The sequence below is a fragment of the Nocardia sp. CC213A genome (assembly GCF_030766805.1).
GTDB classification, from domain to species: domain Bacteria; phylum Actinomycetota; class Actinomycetes; order Mycobacteriales; family Mycobacteriaceae; genus Nocardia; species Nocardia otitidiscaviarum.
The window spans coordinates 123,595-143,398 of record NZ_JASFXA010000006.1; the positions used below are offsets into that span (position 1 = coordinate 123,595).

Annotated in this window: 15 protein-coding genes; 10 read left to right on the forward strand and 5 right to left on the reverse strand. The window is 70.9% G+C overall.

Going from position 1 to position 19,804, the window contains the following annotated elements:
* The 5 genes from QJS31_RS13190 (at nucleotide 1) to QJS31_RS13210 (ending at nucleotide 3,252) form a co-directional block, all read left to right on the forward strand.
* Nucleotides 1-588 (forward strand): GNAT family N-acetyltransferase, encoded by a 588-nt coding sequence (locus tag QJS31_RS13190; protein WP_282786631.1) that lies wholly within the window; start codon nucleotides 1-3, stop codon nucleotides 586-588.
* Between the two features lie 156 nt (nucleotides 589-744).
* On the forward strand, nucleotides 745-1,935 hold the full coding sequence (locus tag QJS31_RS37355; protein ID WP_372341586.1) for a hypothetical protein: 1,191 nt from the start codon (nucleotides 745-747) through the stop codon (nucleotides 1,933-1,935).
* 56 nt (nucleotides 1,936-1,991) lie between these two features.
* Nucleotides 1,992-2,234 (forward strand): CopG family transcriptional regulator, encoded by a 243-nt coding sequence (locus tag QJS31_RS13200; RefSeq protein ID WP_282784945.1) that lies wholly within the window; start codon nucleotides 1,992-1,994, stop codon nucleotides 2,232-2,234.
* Nucleotides 2,231-2,665 carry a type II toxin-antitoxin system VapC family toxin gene (locus QJS31_RS13205; protein WP_306356831.1) on the forward strand — a complete coding sequence of 145 codons (435 nt, stop codon included), beginning with the start codon at nucleotides 2,231-2,233 and terminating at the stop codon, nucleotides 2,663-2,665. Before QJS31_RS13200 ends, QJS31_RS13205 begins: the two co-directional genes overlap by 4 nt.
* A gap of 92 nt (nucleotides 2,666-2,757) precedes the next feature.
* A complete protein-coding gene (locus tag QJS31_RS13210; protein ID WP_306356832.1) occupies nucleotides 2,758-3,252 on the forward strand; it encodes a trans-aconitate 2-methyltransferase in 495 nt (164 codons plus the stop codon).
* Between the two features lie 116 nt (nucleotides 3,253-3,368).
* On the opposite strand, the gene QJS31_RS13215 is transcribed toward QJS31_RS13210, so the two are convergent.
* Nucleotides 3,369-4,457, reverse strand: coding sequence for a 3-deoxy-7-phosphoheptulonate synthase (locus QJS31_RS13215; protein WP_306356833.1), 1,089 nt, complete (start codon nucleotides 4,455-4,457; stop codon nucleotides 3,369-3,371).
* Between the two features lie 470 nt (nucleotides 4,458-4,927).
* The gene (locus tag QJS31_RS13220; protein WP_282784952.1) at nucleotides 4,928-5,809 is read right to left on the reverse strand and encodes an oxidoreductase; all 882 of its coding nucleotides are present in this window, start codon (nucleotides 5,807-5,809) and stop codon (nucleotides 4,928-4,930) included.
* A 158-nt stretch (nucleotides 5,810-5,967) separates the two neighbouring features.
* On the opposite strand from QJS31_RS13220, the gene QJS31_RS13225 reads away from it, so the two are divergent.
* A complete protein-coding gene (locus tag QJS31_RS13225; RefSeq protein WP_282784954.1) occupies nucleotides 5,968-6,132 on the forward strand; it encodes a DUF5993 family protein in 165 nt (54 codons plus the stop codon).
* On the forward strand, nucleotides 6,126-6,785 hold the full coding sequence (locus QJS31_RS13230; protein WP_282784955.1) for a disulfide bond formation protein B: 660 nt from the start codon (nucleotides 6,126-6,128) through the stop codon (nucleotides 6,783-6,785). Before QJS31_RS13225 ends, QJS31_RS13230 begins: the two co-directional genes overlap by 7 nt.
* Nucleotides 6,786-6,845: 60 nt before the next feature.
* Here the strand turns inward: QJS31_RS13230 and QJS31_RS13235 are convergent, their stop codons facing one another.
* The gene (locus QJS31_RS13235) at nucleotides 6,846-11,672 is read right to left on the reverse strand and encodes a non-ribosomal peptide synthetase (protein ID WP_306356834.1); all 4,827 of its coding nucleotides are present in this window, start codon (nucleotides 11,670-11,672) and stop codon (nucleotides 6,846-6,848) included.
* A gap of 115 nt (nucleotides 11,673-11,787) precedes the next feature.
* Here QJS31_RS13235 and QJS31_RS13240 point away from each other — a divergent pair, with 115 nt between their 5' ends.
* Nucleotides 11,788-13,440 carry a (2,3-dihydroxybenzoyl)adenylate synthase gene (locus tag QJS31_RS13240; protein ID WP_282785205.1) on the forward strand — a complete coding sequence of 551 codons (1,653 nt, stop codon included), beginning with the start codon at nucleotides 11,788-11,790 and terminating at the stop codon, nucleotides 13,438-13,440.
* Nucleotides 13,441-13,672: 232 nt separating this feature from the next.
* Here QJS31_RS13240 and QJS31_RS13245 read toward each other — a convergent pair whose 3' ends face one another.
* Both QJS31_RS13245 and QJS31_RS13250 read right to left on the reverse strand, forming a co-directional pair.
* Entirely contained in the window at nucleotides 13,673-13,816 is a 144-nt protein-coding gene (locus QJS31_RS13245) for a hypothetical protein (RefSeq protein ID WP_282785206.1), read from the reverse strand.
* A gap of 125 nt (nucleotides 13,817-13,941) precedes the next feature.
* Nucleotides 13,942-15,297 carry a salicylate synthase gene (locus tag QJS31_RS13250; protein ID WP_372341587.1) on the reverse strand — a complete coding sequence of 452 codons (1,356 nt, stop codon included), beginning with the start codon at nucleotides 15,295-15,297 and terminating at the stop codon, nucleotides 13,942-13,944.
* 199 nt (nucleotides 15,298-15,496) lie between these two features.
* Between QJS31_RS13250 and QJS31_RS13255 the strand changes: the two genes are divergently transcribed.
* Both QJS31_RS13255 and QJS31_RS13260 read left to right on the forward strand, forming a co-directional pair.
* A complete protein-coding gene (locus QJS31_RS13255) occupies nucleotides 15,497-18,217 on the forward strand; it encodes a glycerol-3-phosphate 1-O-acyltransferase (protein WP_306356835.1) in 2,721 nt (906 codons plus the stop codon).
* A complete protein-coding gene (locus tag QJS31_RS13260; RefSeq protein ID WP_306356836.1) occupies nucleotides 18,214-19,782 on the forward strand; it encodes an HAD-IB family hydrolase in 1,569 nt (522 codons plus the stop codon). The genes QJS31_RS13255 and QJS31_RS13260 overlap by 4 nt, the downstream gene beginning before the upstream one ends.
* Nucleotides 19,783-19,804: the final 22 nt, after the last annotated feature.

Genomic DNA, 19,804 nt, shown 5'->3' on the forward strand with positions numbered 1-19,804 from the left:
ATGGACCCGAGCACCCTGTCGAACGGAACGGTCTGGCTCACGCCGCCCACGGTGTACGACATCGACGCCATCACCACCTGCTGTCAGGAGCCGTCCATCGGGGAATGGACCACCATGCCGGTGCCCTACCTGCGCGAACACGCCGAGGGCTTCGTGACCGACATCGTGATTCCCGGATGGGCCGCGCGCAGCCCCACCTGGGCGGTGCGGACGGCGGCGGACGGGCCGGTGGTGGGCATGATCGGCCTGCACCCCACCATCCGCCCGCAGGACGAGACCGCCGAGATCGGCTACTGGCTCTGCCCCGCCGTCCGCGGTCGCGGCCTCATGACCCAGGCCGTGGACCTGGCCTGCACCGCCGCCTTCGCCCCCACGCCCTTCGGCTACGGCCGCCTCGAATGGCGCGCCATGGTGGGCAACCACCCCTCCGCGGCCGTGGTCCGCCGCACCGGCTTCCGCTACGAGGGCATCCTGCGCGGCGGCATGGTGCAGCGCGGCATCCGCCGCGATATCTGGATCGCGGGCCGCCTCGCCACCGACCCACCCGGCCAGGCCCCGGCCTGGCCCGCCGAATTCGACCGCGATTGAACACCCGACCACCGCGCCACGCCGAACCGCGAACCCACGTGCGGCCCGCTCCGCAGCCGGACACGATACAACGAGCGGCCAGCCACCGGGAGTGATCGGAGGCGAACGACCAGAGGTGGTCGAAACATCCGGGGTGGGCGCTCGTAGGCTGGGGGCATGACGCTCGAGGAGGTTGCGGGCGAGCTGTACGGCCTCGCCCCGGCGGAGTTCGTCGCGGCGCGCGACGAGCGGGTGCGGCGGGCGCGCGAGGACGGGGATCGGGCGCTGGCCGGGGCCATCGGCACGCTGCGGCGGCCGACGGTGGCGGCGTGGGCGGTGAATGTGCTGGCCCGGGAGGCGACGGACGAGGTGACGGCGCTGCTGGCGCTCGGGGATGCGCTGCGGGAGGCGCAGCGGAAACTGTCGGGCGAGGCGTTGCGGGCGCTCACCACCCAGCGCCAGCAGGTGGTGAGCGCGCTGACCCGGAAGGCGGGCGAACTGGCGGCCACCCATGACCAGAAGTTGAGCGAGGCGACCCTCCGCGAGATCGGCCGGACCCTGCACGCCGCCCTCGCCGACCCCGACGTCGCGGCAGCGGTCCGCACCGGCACCCTCACCACCGCCACCAGCTACGAGGGCTTCGGCCCGACCACCCTCTCCGCCGTCCCCACCCAGGAATCCCCCTCCGCCACCGGCACTTCCACTCGCGCGGGCGCGACTCGTGCACACGCCGCCGATGATCCGGCGCACCCGACGACGGGCGCAAGGGCACCACGCGACCGGGCGAAGGGAACCGGAAAGTCCGGCAGCACGACCGCCGACGGCAGGCGTTTCGCCGGAGCCGATACGGGAAGTGCCGCAGGAGATTCCGGCGGTGGCAACAGACCCGACGGCGCGCGCGGACCCGGTCGCGCCGCGAGGTTCGGCGGCACGGCCGAGTCCGGCAGCACCGCGATATCCGGCGACACAGGAACGTCCGACAGCACCGCGACATCCGACAGTGCGAAGTCCGGCAGTGGGAAGTCCGGCAGCGCGGCACGGGCGCGGGAGGAGCGGCGCAGGGCGGCCGAGGAGGAGGCGCTGGCCGCCGCCCGGCAGGAGGCCGCCGATGCCCTCGCGGCGCTCGAATCCGCCCGCGCCGCCCGCGATTCCGCCCAGGCCGACCGCGACCGCGTCACCGCCGACCTCACCGCCGTCGAGGATCGCATCGCCGCCCTGCGCGCCGACCTCTCGCACGCCGAATCCGAACGCCGCTTCACCGTAGCCGCCACCCGCACCGCCCAGGAGGCCCTGAACAAGGCCCAACGCCACCTCGACCACGTCGAACGTTGGGCGGAGAAGGCCCGAGCCCGCCTGTCGCCCGGTTGACGTCACCGCGACCACAAGCAGTCCGCACCGGCCAAACGGGTGGCACCCTATATGGCATGGTGAAGACGACCGTGTACCTACCGGACGAACTGGAGACGCGGCTCGACGCGGAAGCCGCCGCTACCGGTGTGAGCAAGGCCGAGCTCATCCGCAGAGGTATCACCATGCTGTTGGACGCATCCACCAGGCCCAAGCACGACGCTCCACTGCCGGTATTCCACAGCGGTCGATCGCGCACGGCGGAGGAAATGGACGAGGAGATCTACGCGCATATCAAGCAGCAGTCGGAGCGGCGATGATCATCGTCGCCGACACCTCCGCACTGTTCGCGGCGTTCGATGCCGACCAGGATGATCACCGGTCCGCAGCTTCGGTCATGGAGAGTGAGACCTTGGCGATCTCGCCGCTCGTCCTGACCGAGTTGGATCATCTCGTACATCGAGAGCTCGGCTTCCCAGCCGCGATGCAGATCGTGAACGCACTCATGGGCCGCATGATCGACGGGCGATATCGGTTGGCCGAGTTGAAGCATGTCGATCTGGCTGCGGCACAGGAGGTTCGAGCCAAGTACGAGGAGCTTCGCCTCGATGTGGCGGACGCTGTCGGTGTCGTCCTTGCCGGTCGCTATCGAACCAACGCCATCTTCACATTGGACCAACGGGACTTTCGAGCAATCACGCCACTCACACACGGAATCGAGAATTTCCGGATCCTTCCGGCCGATCTGTGATCGTCATGGGCGAAGGACATATGAGCCTGGGGGTGCCCGCGTAGATTGCGGTTATGGCGGGCACGGCGCGGTTCGAGTGGATTGTCAGGATCATGGGAATACGGGCAGAGGACCGGATCCTGGAAGTGGGCGCGGGGTCCAGCCCGTCGGTCGCCTATCTGGCGGAGCCGTTGACGACGGGGCAGGTCGTCGCCATCGACCGGTCCGCCACCGCCATCGCACGATCCAGGAAAAAGCATGCCGCACTGATCGATTCGGGCCGGGTACGGCTACTCCACCTGGCCTTGGAGGAACTGCGCCCCAAGGATGTCCGGGACGGCGGCACCGGTTTCGACAAGGTGCTCGCGGTCAATGTGAATCTCTTCTGGACCCGGGATCCGACCCCGGAGCTCACCCTCATCCGCGAGCTGCTGAACCCGGGCGGTGCCCTGTACCTGGTGTACGGCTACGGCGAACCCGGAGCAGGCACCTCGAGCAGCCCGAAACCGTTGCCGGGCAAGCTGTCCGAGCACCTGAGGGGCGCGGGTTTCGAGGTCCGAACCCGCGCCTCAGGCGATCTCCTCGGCATTGTCGCCACCCCGGCGTGAGCGAATTCAGCCGCGTCTTACGGCTGAGTACGACTCAGCGCTCCGTGCGGCTGCGAACAACTCGGCCGCTCCGTGTGGCTGCGAACAACTCGGCCGCTCCGTGTGGCTGCGACAACTCAGCCGCGTCGTGCGGCGACGGCCTCGGCCAGCCGGTCGAGCTGCGCGGCGGTGGTGTCCCAGTCCAGGCAGGCGTCGGTGATGGACTGTCCGTAGGCCAGGTCGTCGGCGCGGCCGAGGGTGAGGTCCTGGCGGCCGGCGAGCAGGAAGCTCTCCATCATGACGCCGACCGTGCTGGTCTCCCCCGCCGCGATGCGCGCGGCGATATCGGTGACCACGTCGACCTGCCGGTTGTGGTCCTTGTTGCTGTTGCCGTGGCTGGCGTCGATCACCACGCGCTGCGGCAGCGACGACTTCTCCAGGCGCAGGCACGCCTCGGCCACGGAGGCCGCGTCGTAGTTGGTGCCGTTGCTGCCGCCGCGCAGGATCACATGGCAGTCCGGGTTGCCCGCGGTGCGGATGAGCGCCGAACGCCCCTCCAGATCGGTGCCGGGGAATACGTGGCTGGCGGCGGCGGCCCGCACGCCGTCCACGGCCACCTGCACGTCGCCGTCGGTGCCGTTCTTGATGCCGACCGGCATGGACAGCGCACTGGAAAGCTGGCGATGCACCTGGCTGGCCGCGGTGCGCGCGCCGATCGCGCCGTAGGCGACCAGGTCGGCGATGTACTGCGGGGTGATGGGGTCGAGGAATTCGCAGGCCACCGGCAGCCCGAGCGCGGTGATGTCGACCAGCAGGCGACGGCCCAGATCCAACCCGGTGTTGATGTCGAAGGTGCCGTCCAGGTGCGGGTCGTTGATCAGGCCCTTCCAGCCCAGGGTGGTGCGCGGCTTCTCGAAGTAGACGCGCATCACGATGTGCAGCCGGTCCCCGAGTTCAGCGGCCTTGGCCGCCAACCGGCGTGCGTAGTCGAGGGCGGCGTCGGGATCGTGCACCGAACACGGGCCGACGATGACCATCAGGCGGTCGTCGTCGCCACCCAGCACGTCGACGGTGGCCTTGCGGCCCGCGCGCACGGTATCGGCGAGCGCGTCGTCGATGGGGTGGGTGCGACGGATGTCGGCGGGCGAGCGCAGGGGGCTCACGCTGAGGGTGCGCTGATCGTCCAGATCGGCATGCCTGGAGTCGATGGCGGCGGCGAGAGTCATGATTCGTGGGTTCCTTTTCTCAGGCCGACCCACGGAGATTCGCGATGAGATTCCCTCGGAGCCGGTCTGTGTTCATCCGGCTCGGGGTGGGAGGAAGTCAGCGCTGGTGCACGCCGCTCGGCCCACCCGGGGCCGGCTGGCTAAACCAGAAATACACGCGCTGCATGGCGGCGACAGTACCAGAAGCCACGGAAAATGCGTGTGGCCGCTGACACATTCACGATAAGCATCTCACTATTCGGGATGACGTTCCATTGACCGAGCCAGCCTATCGAGCGTCCGCCAACGCCGCGCGAACGTGAAACGGCCCGGTGCGGAACAGTTCCGCACCGGACCGAAACGATGATCCGCTCAGCCGAGCACCGCCCAGTCGGTCGATGGCGCTCGCGATACCGTCGAAGCGGCCGGTGCACACTGACCACCGCACCCACCCGCTGGGTGACGGCGAGGTTCCACGGCTGGGCCGCTCGCTACTTCCGCCCGAACGGGTAGGTCACCTTGGTGAGCTGTTCGGACAGCTCCCAGAGGCGACGGGCGGTCATCTCGTCGCGGGAGGCCGACGACGATCCGGAGCGCACCGGATGGCCACGCAGACCGCGCAGGCCACCGGGGCCGTAGAACGCGCCCGGTTCCACCTCGGCGGTGGCGGCGTACAGCGTCGGCAGCGCACCCATCTCGGCGCTCTGCGCGAACAGCCGATTGCCGACGGACATCATGAAGTCCTGGAAGGATTCGGTGTGCGACTGCAGTTCCGTCGCGGCGTAACCGGGGTGGGCGGCCAGCGACAGCGTCGGGGAGCCGGCGGCGGCGAGCCGGCGTTGCAGCTCGTAGGCGAACATGAGATTGGCCAGCTTGGACTGCCCGTAGGCGGCCCAGCGCTGGTAGCGGCGGCGCTCCCAGTTCAGATCCGCCAGGTCGATGCGCCCGATGGCATGCGCGCCACTGGAGACGGTGACCACCCGCTCGCGGATCTTGTCCAGCAGCAGCCCGGTGAGCGCGAAGTGGCCGAGATGGTTGGTGCCGATCTGCATTTCGAAGCCGTCGGCGGTGCGACGCAGCGGCACCGCCATGATCCCGGCATTGTTGATCAGCACGTCAGCGGATTCGATGCCGTCGGCGAAATCGCGCACCGAGGCCAGGTCGGCGAGATCGAGGCGGCGCACCTGCGCGCGCTCCCCCATCTCGGCGGCGACGGCATGTGCCTTGACCTCGTTGCGGCAGGCCATGATCACCCGTGCGCCCGCACCCGTCAGCGCCCGCGTGGTCGCGGCGCCCAGGCCGCTGTTCGCGCCGGTGACGATGTAGGTCCGCCCGGTCAGATCGGGGATGTCGCCGATGTCCCAACCACTCACCCGCACGAGTCTAGGTGGGTGGGCGCGTCGGCGCGGAGTGTCGGCGAACGCACCCGGATGCCGCCCATTCGCCGAAGGGCGATCACACCGCGGATCGAGCGGCGTGTCAGAGCGCCGATCGATCGGATCCCAGCAGGTGAAGCAGTAGCGTCCGGCACATGGACACGATCCTCTGGGCCGGTTTGCTGGTCGTATTGGTCATGATCTGTCAACAGCGATCCCGCCGCCTGGTGCTGGCGGCCTGGTGGATCGCGTTCCTGGCGACCGGCCTCCTGTTGCAGCACCACATCACCAGCGGACTCGGTCTGGGGCTGACATGGTGACGCCCACGACGCTCGGCACCGGCACCACCGAGCACACCCGGCTCGGCCGGGTGCAGTACTGGCTCGCGGTCGTCTTCGTGGTCGGCTGGACCGGTGTGGTGTGCGGCGGCCTGGCCGTGCAGTTCGGCACCTGGGACTATCCGTGCCCGCTGTGCATGGTGCAGCGCAACTTCATGACCCTCGCCGCGCTCGGTGGCGCCTACATCGTGGCCAAGGGGTTGCGCGGAACCATCACCCGGCGCGACTACATGACCGGCTGGGGGCTGGCCATCGTCGGCTGTTTCGGCGGCGGCTTCGCGGCCTGGCGGCAGACCATGCTGCACATCCTGCCGGGCGATCCGGGTTACGGCGGCACGGTACTCGGACTGCACCTGTACGTGTGGGCGTTGATCCTGTTCGTCGCCGCCATCGCCACCATCGGCGCGGTGCTGGCCTTCGCTCACGCGACCGCGGGCGACACGATTCCGACCGGCGGCGTCGCCGCGCGCATCGGCAGGCTCGCGCTGTGGTTCTGCGGGCTGGTCATCGTGATCAACCTGGTCGCGGTGTTCCTGCTGGAGGGCCTGCACTGGTTCCTGCCCGACAATCCGTCGTGCTACCAGTTCTTCCACGACATCGGGGTCATCGACGGAACCTGCCCGGTCACCGAGTAGACCGATCCGAATGCCGCTGCCTCGCACCGGTTTCGGTGCGAGGCAACGGGTATCGGGAACTCAGCGCTGCGCCAGCACCTCTTCGTCGGACAGGGCGGCGACCTCCAGGTACATCGCCGCCACCGTGGCCAGGCGGCCCGGGGTGGCGGTGCGCTGCTCACGCTCCAGCAGCCGCCGCGCCAGTCCGGCGACGGTGCGGGCGGCGAAGAAGTCGGCCACCACGGTGTCGGGGGAATCCAGCCATTCCCGCACTCGCGCGACCACCGCGGTGGCGAGCACCGAATCGCCGCCGAGGGCGAAGAAGTCGTCGGTCGCGCCGACTCGATCCCGGCCGAGCACGGCGGCGACGATATCGGCCAGGGCACGCTCCAGATCCGTACGCGGGGCGACGAATTCGCTCACCCGCTCACCGGCGGCCAGCAGCGTGGCAATGGCCTTGCGGTCCGGTTTGCCGTTGGCCGTGAACGGCAGCTCCGCCAGCAGTTCGACGCGCGCGGGAATCATGTAGGCGGGCAACAGGTCCGCCGCCTGCGCCAGCAGCGCCTCCACCCGCAGCTCCGCGCCCTCGACCCCGACCACCACGGCGGCCAGTTTCGGTGCGGCCGAACCGATCACCGCGGCGATGGCATGGCGCACGCCGGGCAGGGCGCGCAGCGCGCTCTCCACCTCGCCCAGTTCCACCCGGTAGCCGCGAATCTTGACCTGGTGGTCGGCGCGGCCCAGGAATTCCAGGGTGCCGTCGGGCAGGTAGCGCGCCAGATCGCCGGTGCGGTACCAGCGCAGGCCCTCGTGAGTGACGAAGCGGTCGGCGGTGCGCTCGGGGTCGTTGCGGTAACCGGCCGCCACCCCGTCGCCGCCGATCCACAGTTCCCCGGTCACCCAATCCGGGCAGTCGTGCCCGGCCGGGCCGACCACGCGGCAGCGCACGTTCCGCAGCGGAGTGCCGTAGGGCACCGCCGACCATTCCGCGGGCACGCGGGCGTCGACCACCTCGCAGATGGTGGAGTGGATGGCGGTCTCGGTCGCCCCGCCCAGACCGGCGAAGCGGCAGTCCGGCGCGACCTGCCGCACGCGGCCCGGCAACGCCACGTCCACCCAGTCGCCGCCCAGGATGACCATGCGCAGGCTGTCCAAGCGACGACCCGATGCCGCGGACAACAGCATGTCGAGCAGGCTGGGCACGCAGTTGAGCACCGAAACCCGGTGGCGCTCGATGAGTTCCAGCCAACGGGCCGGTTCGGCGCGCTGGGTCTCGTCCACGGCCAGCACCGCGCCGCCGACGGCGAAGAGGCCGAAGATGTCGTACACCGACAGGTCGAACTCCAAGGCGGACAGGGCCAGTGCGCGGTCCGCGGGGCCGATGTCGAAGCGGTCGTCGAGATCGTCGATGGTGTTCATGGCCGCGCGGTGCGGCACCTCGACGCCCTTGGGCTTGCCGGTGGAGCCGGAGGTGAACAGCACGTAGGCGATGGCCTCCGGATCCGGGAACACCGGCTCGGCAAGCGGTTCGGCGAACACCCGGGCACCGGCGAGCGCCAGCGTGCGCACCTCCGGCACCTCGACCCCGGCGGTCAGCGCGGCCACCACGTCACCGGTGCGGATGATCTCCGCGCGGCGCGCGGCGGGCTGATCGAAGCCGATCGGCACATACACGCCACCGGCCGCCAGCACACCGAGGGTGGCGACGATCTGATCCGGCCCCTTCGGCAGCTGCACGGCCACCGCGTCCCCCGGCCGCACCCCGGCCGCCCGCAGCGCACCCGCCACCGCGAGCGCCTGCGCGGCAAGCTCCCCGTAGGTGAGCGTGTGCGCCCGCGCCGCACGCTCACCGTGGGCGCGATCGGCGGCCCGCACATCATCCTGGCCGTCGGGGCGACCGTCCGTCCGCGCCGCACGCTCACCCTGGATGTGAGCGTGCTCCTGCTCGCTCCCGGCGACGCCACGGCGAGCACCCGTCTGCGCGGCTGCCGTACCGGCGGCGGGATCGAATCCCCGCCCGGCCACCGCATGGGCGAATGCGGTTGCGCCACTTCCGGGTTCGGCGTCGGTCTCCCAGATCACGGCGGGCGCGTCGGGATTCACGGCCGCGTGCTGGAACAGTCCGGCATGCAGCGTCCGCCCGCTCACCGGTCCCGAGGTGGCGTTCACCCGCGACCGGACGACGGCCTGCTCCAGCGGAATCCGCACCGTGGCCTCGGCATCCCAGCCGGTCTCGGTGTTGTCCACCGGCCGCGCCGCCGACAGCGCGGCGGCCACGGCCTCCTCCATGGCGTCGACCTGGGCGGCCAGATCCGCGCCAGGCTGCGACGACGCCCCGGCGGCATCCGCGATGCCCCCGGCAACCTCCGTCACGCCCGCGGCATCCGCGATACCCCCGGCAACCTCCGTCGCGCGCACGGAGTGCGCGATACCTGTGGCAGCGTGCGCGCCATCGGCGACGGCTTCGGGTGCGGCGTGTTCGGTGATCCCGGGGGTCGAGGTATCGGCCGCGTCGCAGGCGGTACCGCCTGCGACGTTCGCGCCGTGGGCGGCTGCGCCGGTGGCCGTCGTGCCGGTGGCCGTCATGCCAGCGGTCCATGTTCGCGCCGCTGCCGTGTACGCCGGTCGCGACGCGGGCGACTGGCTCGCGTCCGCCGTTCCGAGGGCCGCACCGTCTCGCTGAGCGGATGCGGTGGCCGCTCGTGCCGATGTCCCCGCCCCGCCGATGGTTTCGCTGGCCTCGGAGCTGTCGGTGATGCCCGCCAGGCGGAGGATGGCGTCGATGTAGCGGGCGAACATGGCCTCGACCATGCCCGCGGGGAAGGCGGAGGCGCGGACGTCCCAGTTCAGCAGGAGGCCGCCGCGAACCTCGGTGACCTGGGCGTCCAGCAGCACCTGCGGGCCCTGGGAGATGATCCAGGCCGGGTCGCCGAAGGTGTCGGTGACGTGCTCGGCGAAGAGTTCACCGAGGTTGATGGCGCTGGTGTAGACGATCGGGGCGAGCACCGGCTCACCGCGCAGGCGGCCCAGATCGCGCAGCACCTCCAGCCCCGAATAGGCCGAATGCGCACCGGCGGCGTGCAATTCGCGCTGCAGGGCCTGGGCGCGCTCGGTGACGGTGGCCGGTTCGGTCACATCGACCTCCAGCAGCACCGAGGAGGTGAAGTCGCCCACCACGCCGTCGACCTGCGGATGCACCGGCTCCCGGTGGAACAGCGGCAGATTCAGCAGGAATCGCCGCCGCGCCGACCAGCCGCCGATGGTCTCGGCGAATACCGACGCCAATGCCATGGCAGGGGTGATGCCCCGGGTGTGCGCGGCCGCGAACATGCGCGCCTTCGCGGTCGGGGACAGCCAGCGGTGGAAGCGCACGGTCCGCATCTCGGCCGAGTGGCCGGCATCGACACCGGTCGAGCCGCCCGAGATTCCCGAGAGCCGCTCACCCGCACCGAGGTTCGAGTCCACGTCGGCCGAGGCTGGCGCGGCCTCAGGCACAGGTGCCCCGGCTGACGCGGGTGCCGCAGCCGACCCAGATGCCGGAGCTGGCACGGGTACCGCAGCCGACGCGGGTACCGAGGCTGGTGCGGGTGCCGTCGCGTGCGTCAGCTCCGAGGCGCGCGGAAGTTCCGGTGCGCCGGGCAGTTCCGGCAGGCGGCGCTGCCACCAGTCGCGGGCGCGTGCGTGGTCCGGTCCCGGCGCGGCCTGGCCCGCCAGGTACTCGCGGAAGGTGTAGGTCTGCGGCGGCAGTTCCTCGCCGTGGTAGAGGCGCGCCAGGTCGCCGACCAGGATGCGGTAGCTCATGGCGTCGGCGGCGAGCATGTCCACATCGAGGTGCAGGCGGGTACGACCGCCCGGCAGCAGGGTGAGGGCGATATCGATCACCTGCCCGTCCTCCACCGCCATGAGCTGATGGGTCTTGCCGTCCCGCAGCGCCGCCAGCACCCGCTCGACCTCGGCGGCGTCCCGATCCCGCAGATCGGTCACGCTCCACACCGGCCGCCCCGGACGCTCCAGGGTCTGCTGCGTACCGTCGGGCAGGAACCGCGTGCGCAGCATGGGATGCCGCGCCACCAGCAGCTCGGCCGCCCGCTCCAGACGCCCGGGATCGACATCCCCACCGTCGAATTCGACATACAGATGCGCCGCGACCGCCCCCAACTGCTGCCCCTCGGACCGCCCGATCCAGTAGGCGTGCTGCATGGGCGCGAGCGGAAACGGGGAACCGTCGTCGGCCGCAGCGTCCGCACCGGCAGCCGCGCCATCCGCACCGACCGGTGCGCCCGAGCGCCCTTGCGGCCGAACGGCAGCGCGGTCCGGCCGAGTATCGGCACCGTCCGCACCACTCGCGACAGCACCGGACCCACCCGCCGCCACAGGGTCTGGCACCGCCACAGGGTCGGACCCACCCGCCGCGGTAACGGATCCACGCGCCGCCGCGCGCCCACTCGCGGCACTGTTCTTCGCGGCACCGTCCGACTGAGCATCGGCATCGCCCGCGACGCCGTTCTCACCATGGGCGGCCGCGCTGTATCCGCCCGCCGCGCTGTCGGCATGGTTCACCGCCGCTGCGGCACCATCGGCTGCCGCACCGGCGATTTCGGTGGGGGCGCGATGTGCGCCCGCACCACGGTCCGGTTCCGGCGCGGCCGGGTCGCCGCCGAGCAGGCGGTACCAGTCGGCGACGGTGGGTTCGGCGGCGAGTTGGGCGAAGTTCACGGCGATGCCGCGTTTGCGCCAGCCGCCCGCGAGCTTCATGGTGCGGATGGAGTCGAGGCCGAGTTGGATGAGGTCGTCGCCGTCGGCGATATCGGCGGGGTCGAGGCCGAGGTGGGTGGCTATGGCGGTGCGGATCTCGTCCTTGCCGATCGCCGCGCCGGTCGCGTCGCTGCCGCTCTGCGCTGACTCCATGCCGCTGTCACTCCTCGTGCCGTGCCGCCGGGATTCGCCCGGACTCCTTCACGAGCAGACTAACCCATTGAGATAGGGTTGCCTAACCTATGTAGCGCCATTCGCTAGCGTGACCATGACATCCCATAGCGTGAGTAAGAGGCACGACGTGACAATCCCAGCCCCAGCCGCCCAGGACCACCGCGACGGCTTCGTTCCCTTCCCCGCCGATCTCGCCGACGAATACCGTCGCGCGGGCTACTGGACCGGCCGCCCGCTCGACCGCCTGCTGCGCGAGACGGCCCGCACCCGGCCCGACCGCCCGGCCCTGCTGTCCGACGACGCCACCCTGACCTACGCCGAACTCGACGCCGCCGCCGACCGCACCGCCCACGGCTTCCTGAAGCTCGGGCTGCGCCCCGGCGACCGCGTGGTGGTGCAGCTGCCCAACGTCCCCGACTTCCCGCGCATCCTCTTCGGCCTGCTGCGCGCCGGGATCATTCCGGTGCTCACCCTGCCCGCGCACCGCCGCGCCGAGATCGAGCACCTGACCCGGCTCTCGGGCGCGGTCGCCTACCTGATCGCCGACCGGCTGGGCGATTTCGACTACCGCGTGCTCGCCACCGAGGTCGCCGCCGCCGTTCCGACCCTGCGCCATGTGCTGGTGCTCGGCGATCCGGGCACCTTCACCGACCTGAATTCCATTTCCGGCGAGGGCGATTCGCTGCCCGAGATCGACGCCGCCGATATCGCGCTGATGCTGGTCTCCGGCGGCACCACCGGACTGCCCAAGCTCATCGCGCGCACCCACGACGACTACGCCTACAACGCCACGGCCAGCGCCGCGGTGTGCGAACTCGGACCCGAGGACGTCTATCTCGCGACGCTGCCCGCCGCGCACAACTTCCCACTGGCCTGCCCCGGCATCCTGGGCACCGTGGCCACCGGCGGCGCGCTCGCCTTCGTCACCGACCCCAGCCCGGAGAGCGCCTTCGCCGCCATCGAACGGCATCGGGTCACCGTGACCGCCGTGGTGCCGCCGCTGGCGCAGCTGTGGTGCGCGGCCACCGACTGGGAGGAGGCCGACCTCTCCTCGCTGCGCCTGCTCCAGGTCGGCGGCGCACGCCTGGCGGAGGTCAATGCCCGCGAGGTCGCCCCCGCCCTCGGCGCGCGACTCCAGCAGGTGTTCGGCATGGCGGAGGGCCTGCTCAACTACACCCGCCTGGACGACTCCGACGAGATCGTCTGCACCACCCAGGGCCGCCCGCTGTCCCCGCACGACGAACTGCGCATCGTGGACGGGGAGGGCAATGACGTGCCCGAGGGCGAGGAGGGTGAGTTGCTCACCCGCGGGCCCTACACCCTGCGCGGCTATTACCGTGCGCCGGAACACAATGCGCGCTCCTTCACTCCGGACGGCTTCTACCGCAGCGGCGATCTGGTGCGCCGCCTGCCCAGCGGACATCTCATCGTCTCCGGGCGCATCAAGGACGTGATCAACCGCGGCGGGGAGAACGTGTCGTGCGACGAACTCGAGGAGCACCTGCTCGCGCATCCCCGCGTGCGGCACGCCGCCGCCGTCGGCCTGCCCGACGCCGCCCTCGGCGAAAAGGTCTGCGCCGTCTTGGTGGTCGAGGGCGAGCTGCCCAGCCTCGCCGAGATCAAGCGCTTCCTCACCGACCGCGGCCTGGCCACCTACAAGTTGCCCGATGTGCTGCGCCAAGCCGACACCCTGCCCATCACCGCGGTCGGCAAGATCGACAAGAAGGCGCTGCGCGCGGCGGGCTGAGCCGGGTACCCGCGCGCGGGTCATCGGCGCGACAGCCACCGGAGCGCAGGTGCGCCGTACCGGAACTCGTCGACCCGATCGGGCACGAGCGCGCGAAACACCGTGTCGCCCCGACCGAAACGCGTGTGGCCCCCTGCTCGGGCGGGGGCCACACGCATTCCACCGGCGACACGACCGCCGACGAGGGGAAGACGCGGCGCGGTCTCGGCGCGGAGGTTTCGGTCAGGTCGGCTCAGTGCTGCTGTTCCCGGATCGCATAGGGCGACGCCGCCCAATCCTCGCAGGTCTGCTCGAATTCGCGCTCCGGCCGCGACTGGCCCACCACGCCCGCACCGGCGCGCAGCCACGCGCCCTCACCGGGGGCCACACGGTCCATCGGAGACCGACTGTCCGCGAGGGGACGACTCGATCTCCGCGCGGAGGTGTTCGGCCGCGTTGTCGCGCCGCACTGTCGTGCCGAGGAGTCCGGTCCGGACTTCCCGCGGAGGTCGCGGCGGGGCCTCAGCGCTGTTGCGCGCGCACCACATACGGTGCGACGCTGCCCAATTTCTCGCAGGTCTCCTCGAATTCGCGCTCCGGCCGCGACTGGCCCACCACACCCGCACCGGCGCGCAGCCACGCGCCCTCGCCGGTCTGGTAGACCGCGCGCAGCACCAGGGTGGCCTCCAGCGCGCCGTCTGGCGAGACCGTCACCACGGCACCCGAATACAGGCCGCGCTCGTCGTGATCCAGGCGGAAGACCGCGTCCACGCCGCCCGCCTTCGGGATGCCGGAGGCGGTCACCGACGGGAACAGCACCTCCAGCGCGTCCCACGGGCTGCGGTCGGCGGCCAGGGTGCCGCGCACGGTGGAGGCCAGATGCTGCACGCTGCCGCGCTCGCGCACCGCCATGTAGTCGGCGACGACGGTGGTGTCGGGTTCGGCCACGGTCGCGATCTCGGCGAAGGAGGTCTGCACCGACAGCGCGTGCTCGACGATCTCCTTGGGATCGCTGAGCAGATCGGCGCGCGCGGCGGTGTCGGCCTCCGCACCGCGGCCGAAAGCGCGTGTCCCGGCGAGTGGTTCGGTGGTGACCACCCGATCGCCGTCCACCGCGGCGACCAGCTCCGGGCTGAACCCGGCGGCCTCCAGCGCACCCAGGCGCAGCAGGAAGGATCGCGCCGGGGTGTTGTTGGCCCGGCCCAGCCGGTAGGTGGACGGGATGTCGACGGCGAAGGGCAACTCCACCTTCCGCGACAGGATGACCTTCTGGTAGCGGTCCGCGTTGATCTCCGCGACGGCCTTGGCCACCCGTTCCCGGTACCCGGTCGGATCGCCGGTCACGTCGACCGGATGTCCGGTCGGCAGCGCGGTGCCCTGCGCGGCCCCGATGAGCGCCAGGATGTCGGCGGCCTCGTCGGTGGTCGCACCCGACACCTGGATGCCGGCGGCGTTGAGCCGCACCTCGATACGCGGGATCATCAGGTGCGCGAGGGTGGCGCGGGGGTGGACGTACTGGGTCGAGCCCAGCGCCCAAGCGCAGAATTCGAAGCCGATCCAGCCGTAGGCATTGCGCCCGGCCAGCGGCAGGCTCGCGAGCGCGCGGTCGACGACCCGCGCCGGGCTGCCGGTCCACGGCGTGGCGGTGATGTCGCCCGCCCAACTGACCCGCAACTCGTCGGCGTCGAGTTCGATGCCGCCGAGCGGGTCGGCGGCGAACACCCATTCGCCGGGCTTCTCGTAGACGACGTATTCACCGAATCGGTCGGCGGCTGCCAGGCCGGTGACCGCCGCGATGGGGTCGATACCGCCCTCCGGGGCGGCTGGCGCCGGACTGTGCGCAAAGTCCAGTCGTACTCGTTCGTCCGTCGCCGACACCTGTCCTCCAAGGTAATGCTGACCTAACTCAGGGAAGTAAGGTTAGCATTACCTGTTTCGCGTGGAAGTGTTGCGCCAGCCACTCCCGTACCCCGCCCGCGAATCGCCACGCTTTCGGCAGTGTTTCCCGCGACCGGCCGACCACGGACACCCGTATCCGCTTGAATGGAGAACATCAGCACGCGCGGAGGGATCACAGATGATCGACCACGACAGCCGGATACCCACGGCCACCACCGCCCCGCGCTCGGTGGTAGCGCTGGTCGACTCCACCACCCACGTCGAACGTGAACTCGTCGGCAGTTGGCTGGCCGAGGGCGGCATCAACCAGGAATTCGGCACCGAAGCGCCCGTCACCCAGATCGACCTCGACCCCACCGCCATCGCCACCCGCCTGGTCGACCGCCACGACGACCCGCTCGTGGTGCCGGTACGGGTGCTGTGGCTGCCACCGGAACGAGACGGCGTGCGGCGCACCACCTTCACCGATCTCATCACCCTCAGCAATCCGCGCAAACCCAACCGCCTCATGCAGCGGCGACTCATCGGCAAGGCGCCCGACCGGCACCTGGTGCTCACCGGGCAGCCCGCGCGCCTGAGTGAGCTGCGCGCCAACAATCCCGGAGCCGCCGGTGCGGCCGAGGCGTTCGCCCGCGCCATCGTGCGCGCGGGCATCGTCGCCCTGGAGCGCGCGGAACGCGCCGTCATCGGCGACCGCTACAAGGTGCCGCGCCTGGTGGCCGAGGAGATCCTCGACTCCCCCGAATTCCTGCGCCGCCTCGACGATATCGCCGCGCACACCGGCACCTCACCGCGCGAGATGCACCGCCGCGCGGAGAAGGCGCTGCGCGAACTCGTCGCCGCGCAGAGCCGCCTGGTCTCCGATCTGTTCACCCAGGCCATGCGGCCCGTGCACGCCTCCACCTGGAAGGTCGACGACGACCCCGTCGGCTTCGAGCGGCTGCGCAGCCTCAACCGGCGCTACCCGCTGGTCTTCCTGCCCTCGCACCGGTCCTACGTGGACGCCTTCGTACTCGGGGATGTGCTGGCCCGCAACGACTTCCCGCCCAATCACGTCATCGGCGGGGCCAATCTCAGCTTCTGGCCCATGGGTCCGATCGCGCGGCGCACCGGCACCGTATTCATCCGCCGCAGCTTCGGCGACGACGAGGTGTACAAGGCCGTCGTCGAGGAGTACTTCGCCTACCTGCTCGCCAAGCGGTTCAACCTGGAGTGGTACTTCGAGGGCGGGCGCACCCGCACCGGAAAACTGCGGCCGCCGCGATACGGCCTGCTCAACTATCTCGCGGCGGCGCTGCGCTCGGGCCGCGTGGACGATGTGATGCTGGTGCCGGTGTCCATCACCTACGAGCGGCTCAACGAGATCGGGGCCATCGCCGACGAACAGACCGGCGGCAAGAAGCAACCCGAGGGGCTGGCCTGGCTGGCACGGTACGTACGCAACCAGCAGCATTCGGCGGGGCGCGTGTATGTGCGCTTCGGGGAAGCGCTCTCGGCGCGGGAGCGGTTGATCGCGCACGGCGACCCGCTCGTCGAACCCGCCGATCCGGGAAAGGCTCCGGGACCGGCGATCTCGAAACCGGCATCGAGCCCGCGCGCGACGACCGCGGGCGGGGCTCCGACAGCATCGGCCCCCGCTGCGGCGGGCACCGCGCCGAGCACATCGGATCCGGCCGCGACGGCGGCGGACACCGCTCCGGCAGCGTCGAACCCGCGTACGTGGAACCCGGCTATGTCGGATCCAGCAGCGTCGAAACCAGCAGCGTCGAACCCGGCAACGGCGGACCCGGCCGCGCCGAACCCGGCCGCGCCGAACCCGGCCGCGCCGAACCCGGCCGCGCCGGACCCGGCCACGGCGACGGCGCACCCGGCAGCGGGGGGCGACGGCATCGTCCCCGCATCGGAAAGCGTTGTGGAGGAACAGGAGCGGCGGGCGGTGCAGCGGCTGGCGTTCGATGTCGCGGTGGGCATCAACGCCGTCACGCCGATCACCGTCAACGCGCTCACCACGCTCGTGCTGCTGGGCGTGCACGAACGCGCCCTCACCCGGGACGAATTGCGCGCCGCCATCGCGCCCGTGCTCGGCTACATCGAATACCGCGATCTGCCGCGCGGCGAACTCGACACGCTCCATGACGATCACGGCCTCGCGGTGGTGCTCGAACAGCTCGCCATCGCCAAGGTGGTGACCGTGTACCGGGGCGGATTGGAGCCGGTGTACTCGATCGGCGCGGGTGCGCACCTGGAGGCGGCGTTCTACCGCAACAGCGCCGTGCACTGGTTCATCAACCGCGCCATCCTCGAGCTGGCCGTGCTGACCGCTGTCGAAGCGCCCGAGGGCGATCAGCTGCGGGTCGGTTGGGAGGCCGCCTACCGGTTGCGCGATCTGCTCAAATTCGAGTTCTTCTTCCCCGAGCGGGCCGAGTTCACCTCCCAGCTCACCGCGGAGATGCTGCACGTCGACCCGCAGTGGCACCGCCGCACAGCCGCCGGAACGGTCGGCACCGAAATTCTCGCCCTGCTGGCCGGATCCGGCTTCATGATGGCGCACCGGGTGCTGCGCTCATTCTTCGACGCGCAACTGGTGGTCGCCGAACGGCTGGCCGCCCACGACCCCGCCACCGCCGTCGACCGCAAGGCGATCATCGACGAATGCCTGAACGTGGGGCGGCAGATGCTGTTGCAGCAGCGTCTGCAGAGCCCCGAATCGGTGTCCTCCGAACTGTTCGGCAGCGCACTCAAACTCGCCGACAATCACGGGCTGCTCGCCGCCGACGTGCGGAACCCGGCCGAATTGGCCGCGCGCCGGACCAGATTCGCCGGGGAGCTGCGCGCCATCGGCGGCCGCATCACCCGCGCCGCCACCCTGGACCCGTCGAACCGGCTGGAAACGCTATGAGCGCCCGCAGGATTCCCGGCGGTGCGGCACCGACGCGCTCCCGGGCCACGCGGAAGACCGACCCCGCCCGCACCGGCGGACCCGCGTATCTGCGGCGACGACGGCCCGGTGCGGGCATAACCGAACAGTCCGCGCGGGCCATCACGCTCGACGAGGCGGTGACGGCCATCCGCTCCGGCCCGCAGGGTCCGGAGATCGCCGCCATCTTCGACTTCGGCGGGACGGTCGTGCACGGATTCGACCCATCCTCGCTCACCCGGCGGCTGCTGCGCCGCGACCGCGACCCCGTCGCGGCCGGCCTGCTCGGCAGCATTCGCGGCGCCCGCAGCGAGGGCGAATACGAGCGGTTCCTACAACACACCATGCACGCCTGGGCCGGTCTGCCGGAGCAGCGGCTCGAGGAGCTGGGCGCGACGCTGTTCCAGCGCACCGTCTACGGACACCTGTACCCGGAAGCCTGGCGGCTGATCCGCGAACACGAGGCCGCCGGGCACACCCTGGTGCTGGTGAGTGCGCTCACCCGCTTCCAGGTGCGGCCCGCCGCCGACGAACTCGGCATCCCCACCGTGTTGTGCACCGCCATGGCCGCCCAGGACGGCGTCCTCACCGGCCACGTGGAGGGCAAGCCGCTGTGGCGCAACGGCAAGGCCGACGCGGTGCGGCGCTTCGCCCTCGCCGAGGGCATCGACCTGACGCGCAGCTGGGTGTACGCCGACAGCGCCGCCGATCTGCCGCTGCTCGGGGTGGCGGGGCGGCCGGTGGCGGTCAACCCCGATCCGCGCACGGTGCTGGAGGCCACCGAGAAGGAGTGGCCCATCCTGCATTTTCGGCCGCGCACCACCCCCCGTCCCACCGACTACGCCCGCACCGTCGCCGGCTTCGCGGCGCTGCTCGGGGGCGCGCTGTTCGGGGTGGCGGCCAAGGCGCACACCAAACAGCGCCGGGAGATGGCGGATTCACTGCTGAACCACGCCGCCGAGTCCACCCTGCGCGGCACCGGGGTGCGGGTGCGCGTGACGGGGCGGGAGTACGCTCGCGCGCCGCGGCCCGCCGTGTTCATCTTCAATCACCAGAGCCAGTTCGACATGGTGGTGGTGGCCGAGGTGCTCGGCGGCGGTATCACCGGCATCGCCAAGAAGGAGATCACGCGCAATCCGATCTTCGGACCGCTCATGCGCTTCGTCGAGGTGACCTTCATCGACCGCGCCGATACGGCGGCGGCCAAGGCCGCGCTGGCTCCGGTGGTGCAGACGCTGCGCGGCGGGCTGTCCATCGTCATCGCACCCGAGGGCACGCGCTCGCGCACACCGCGGGTGGGGGCCTTCAAGAAGGGCGCGTTCCACATCGCCATCCAGGCCGAGGTGCCGATCATTCCCGTGGTCATCCGGAACGCGGGCGAGATCGCCTGGCGCGATTCGGCGGTGGTCCGCAAGGGCGTGGTGGACGTGGCGGTGCTGCCGCCCATCGACGTGAGCGGTTGGGACCCGGCCGCCATGGACGCCGATATCGAGCGGGTGCGTCAGCTGTTCGTGAACACCCTGCTGGAGTGGCCGACGGGCGACTGAACCAGCTCAGCGACTGAACCAG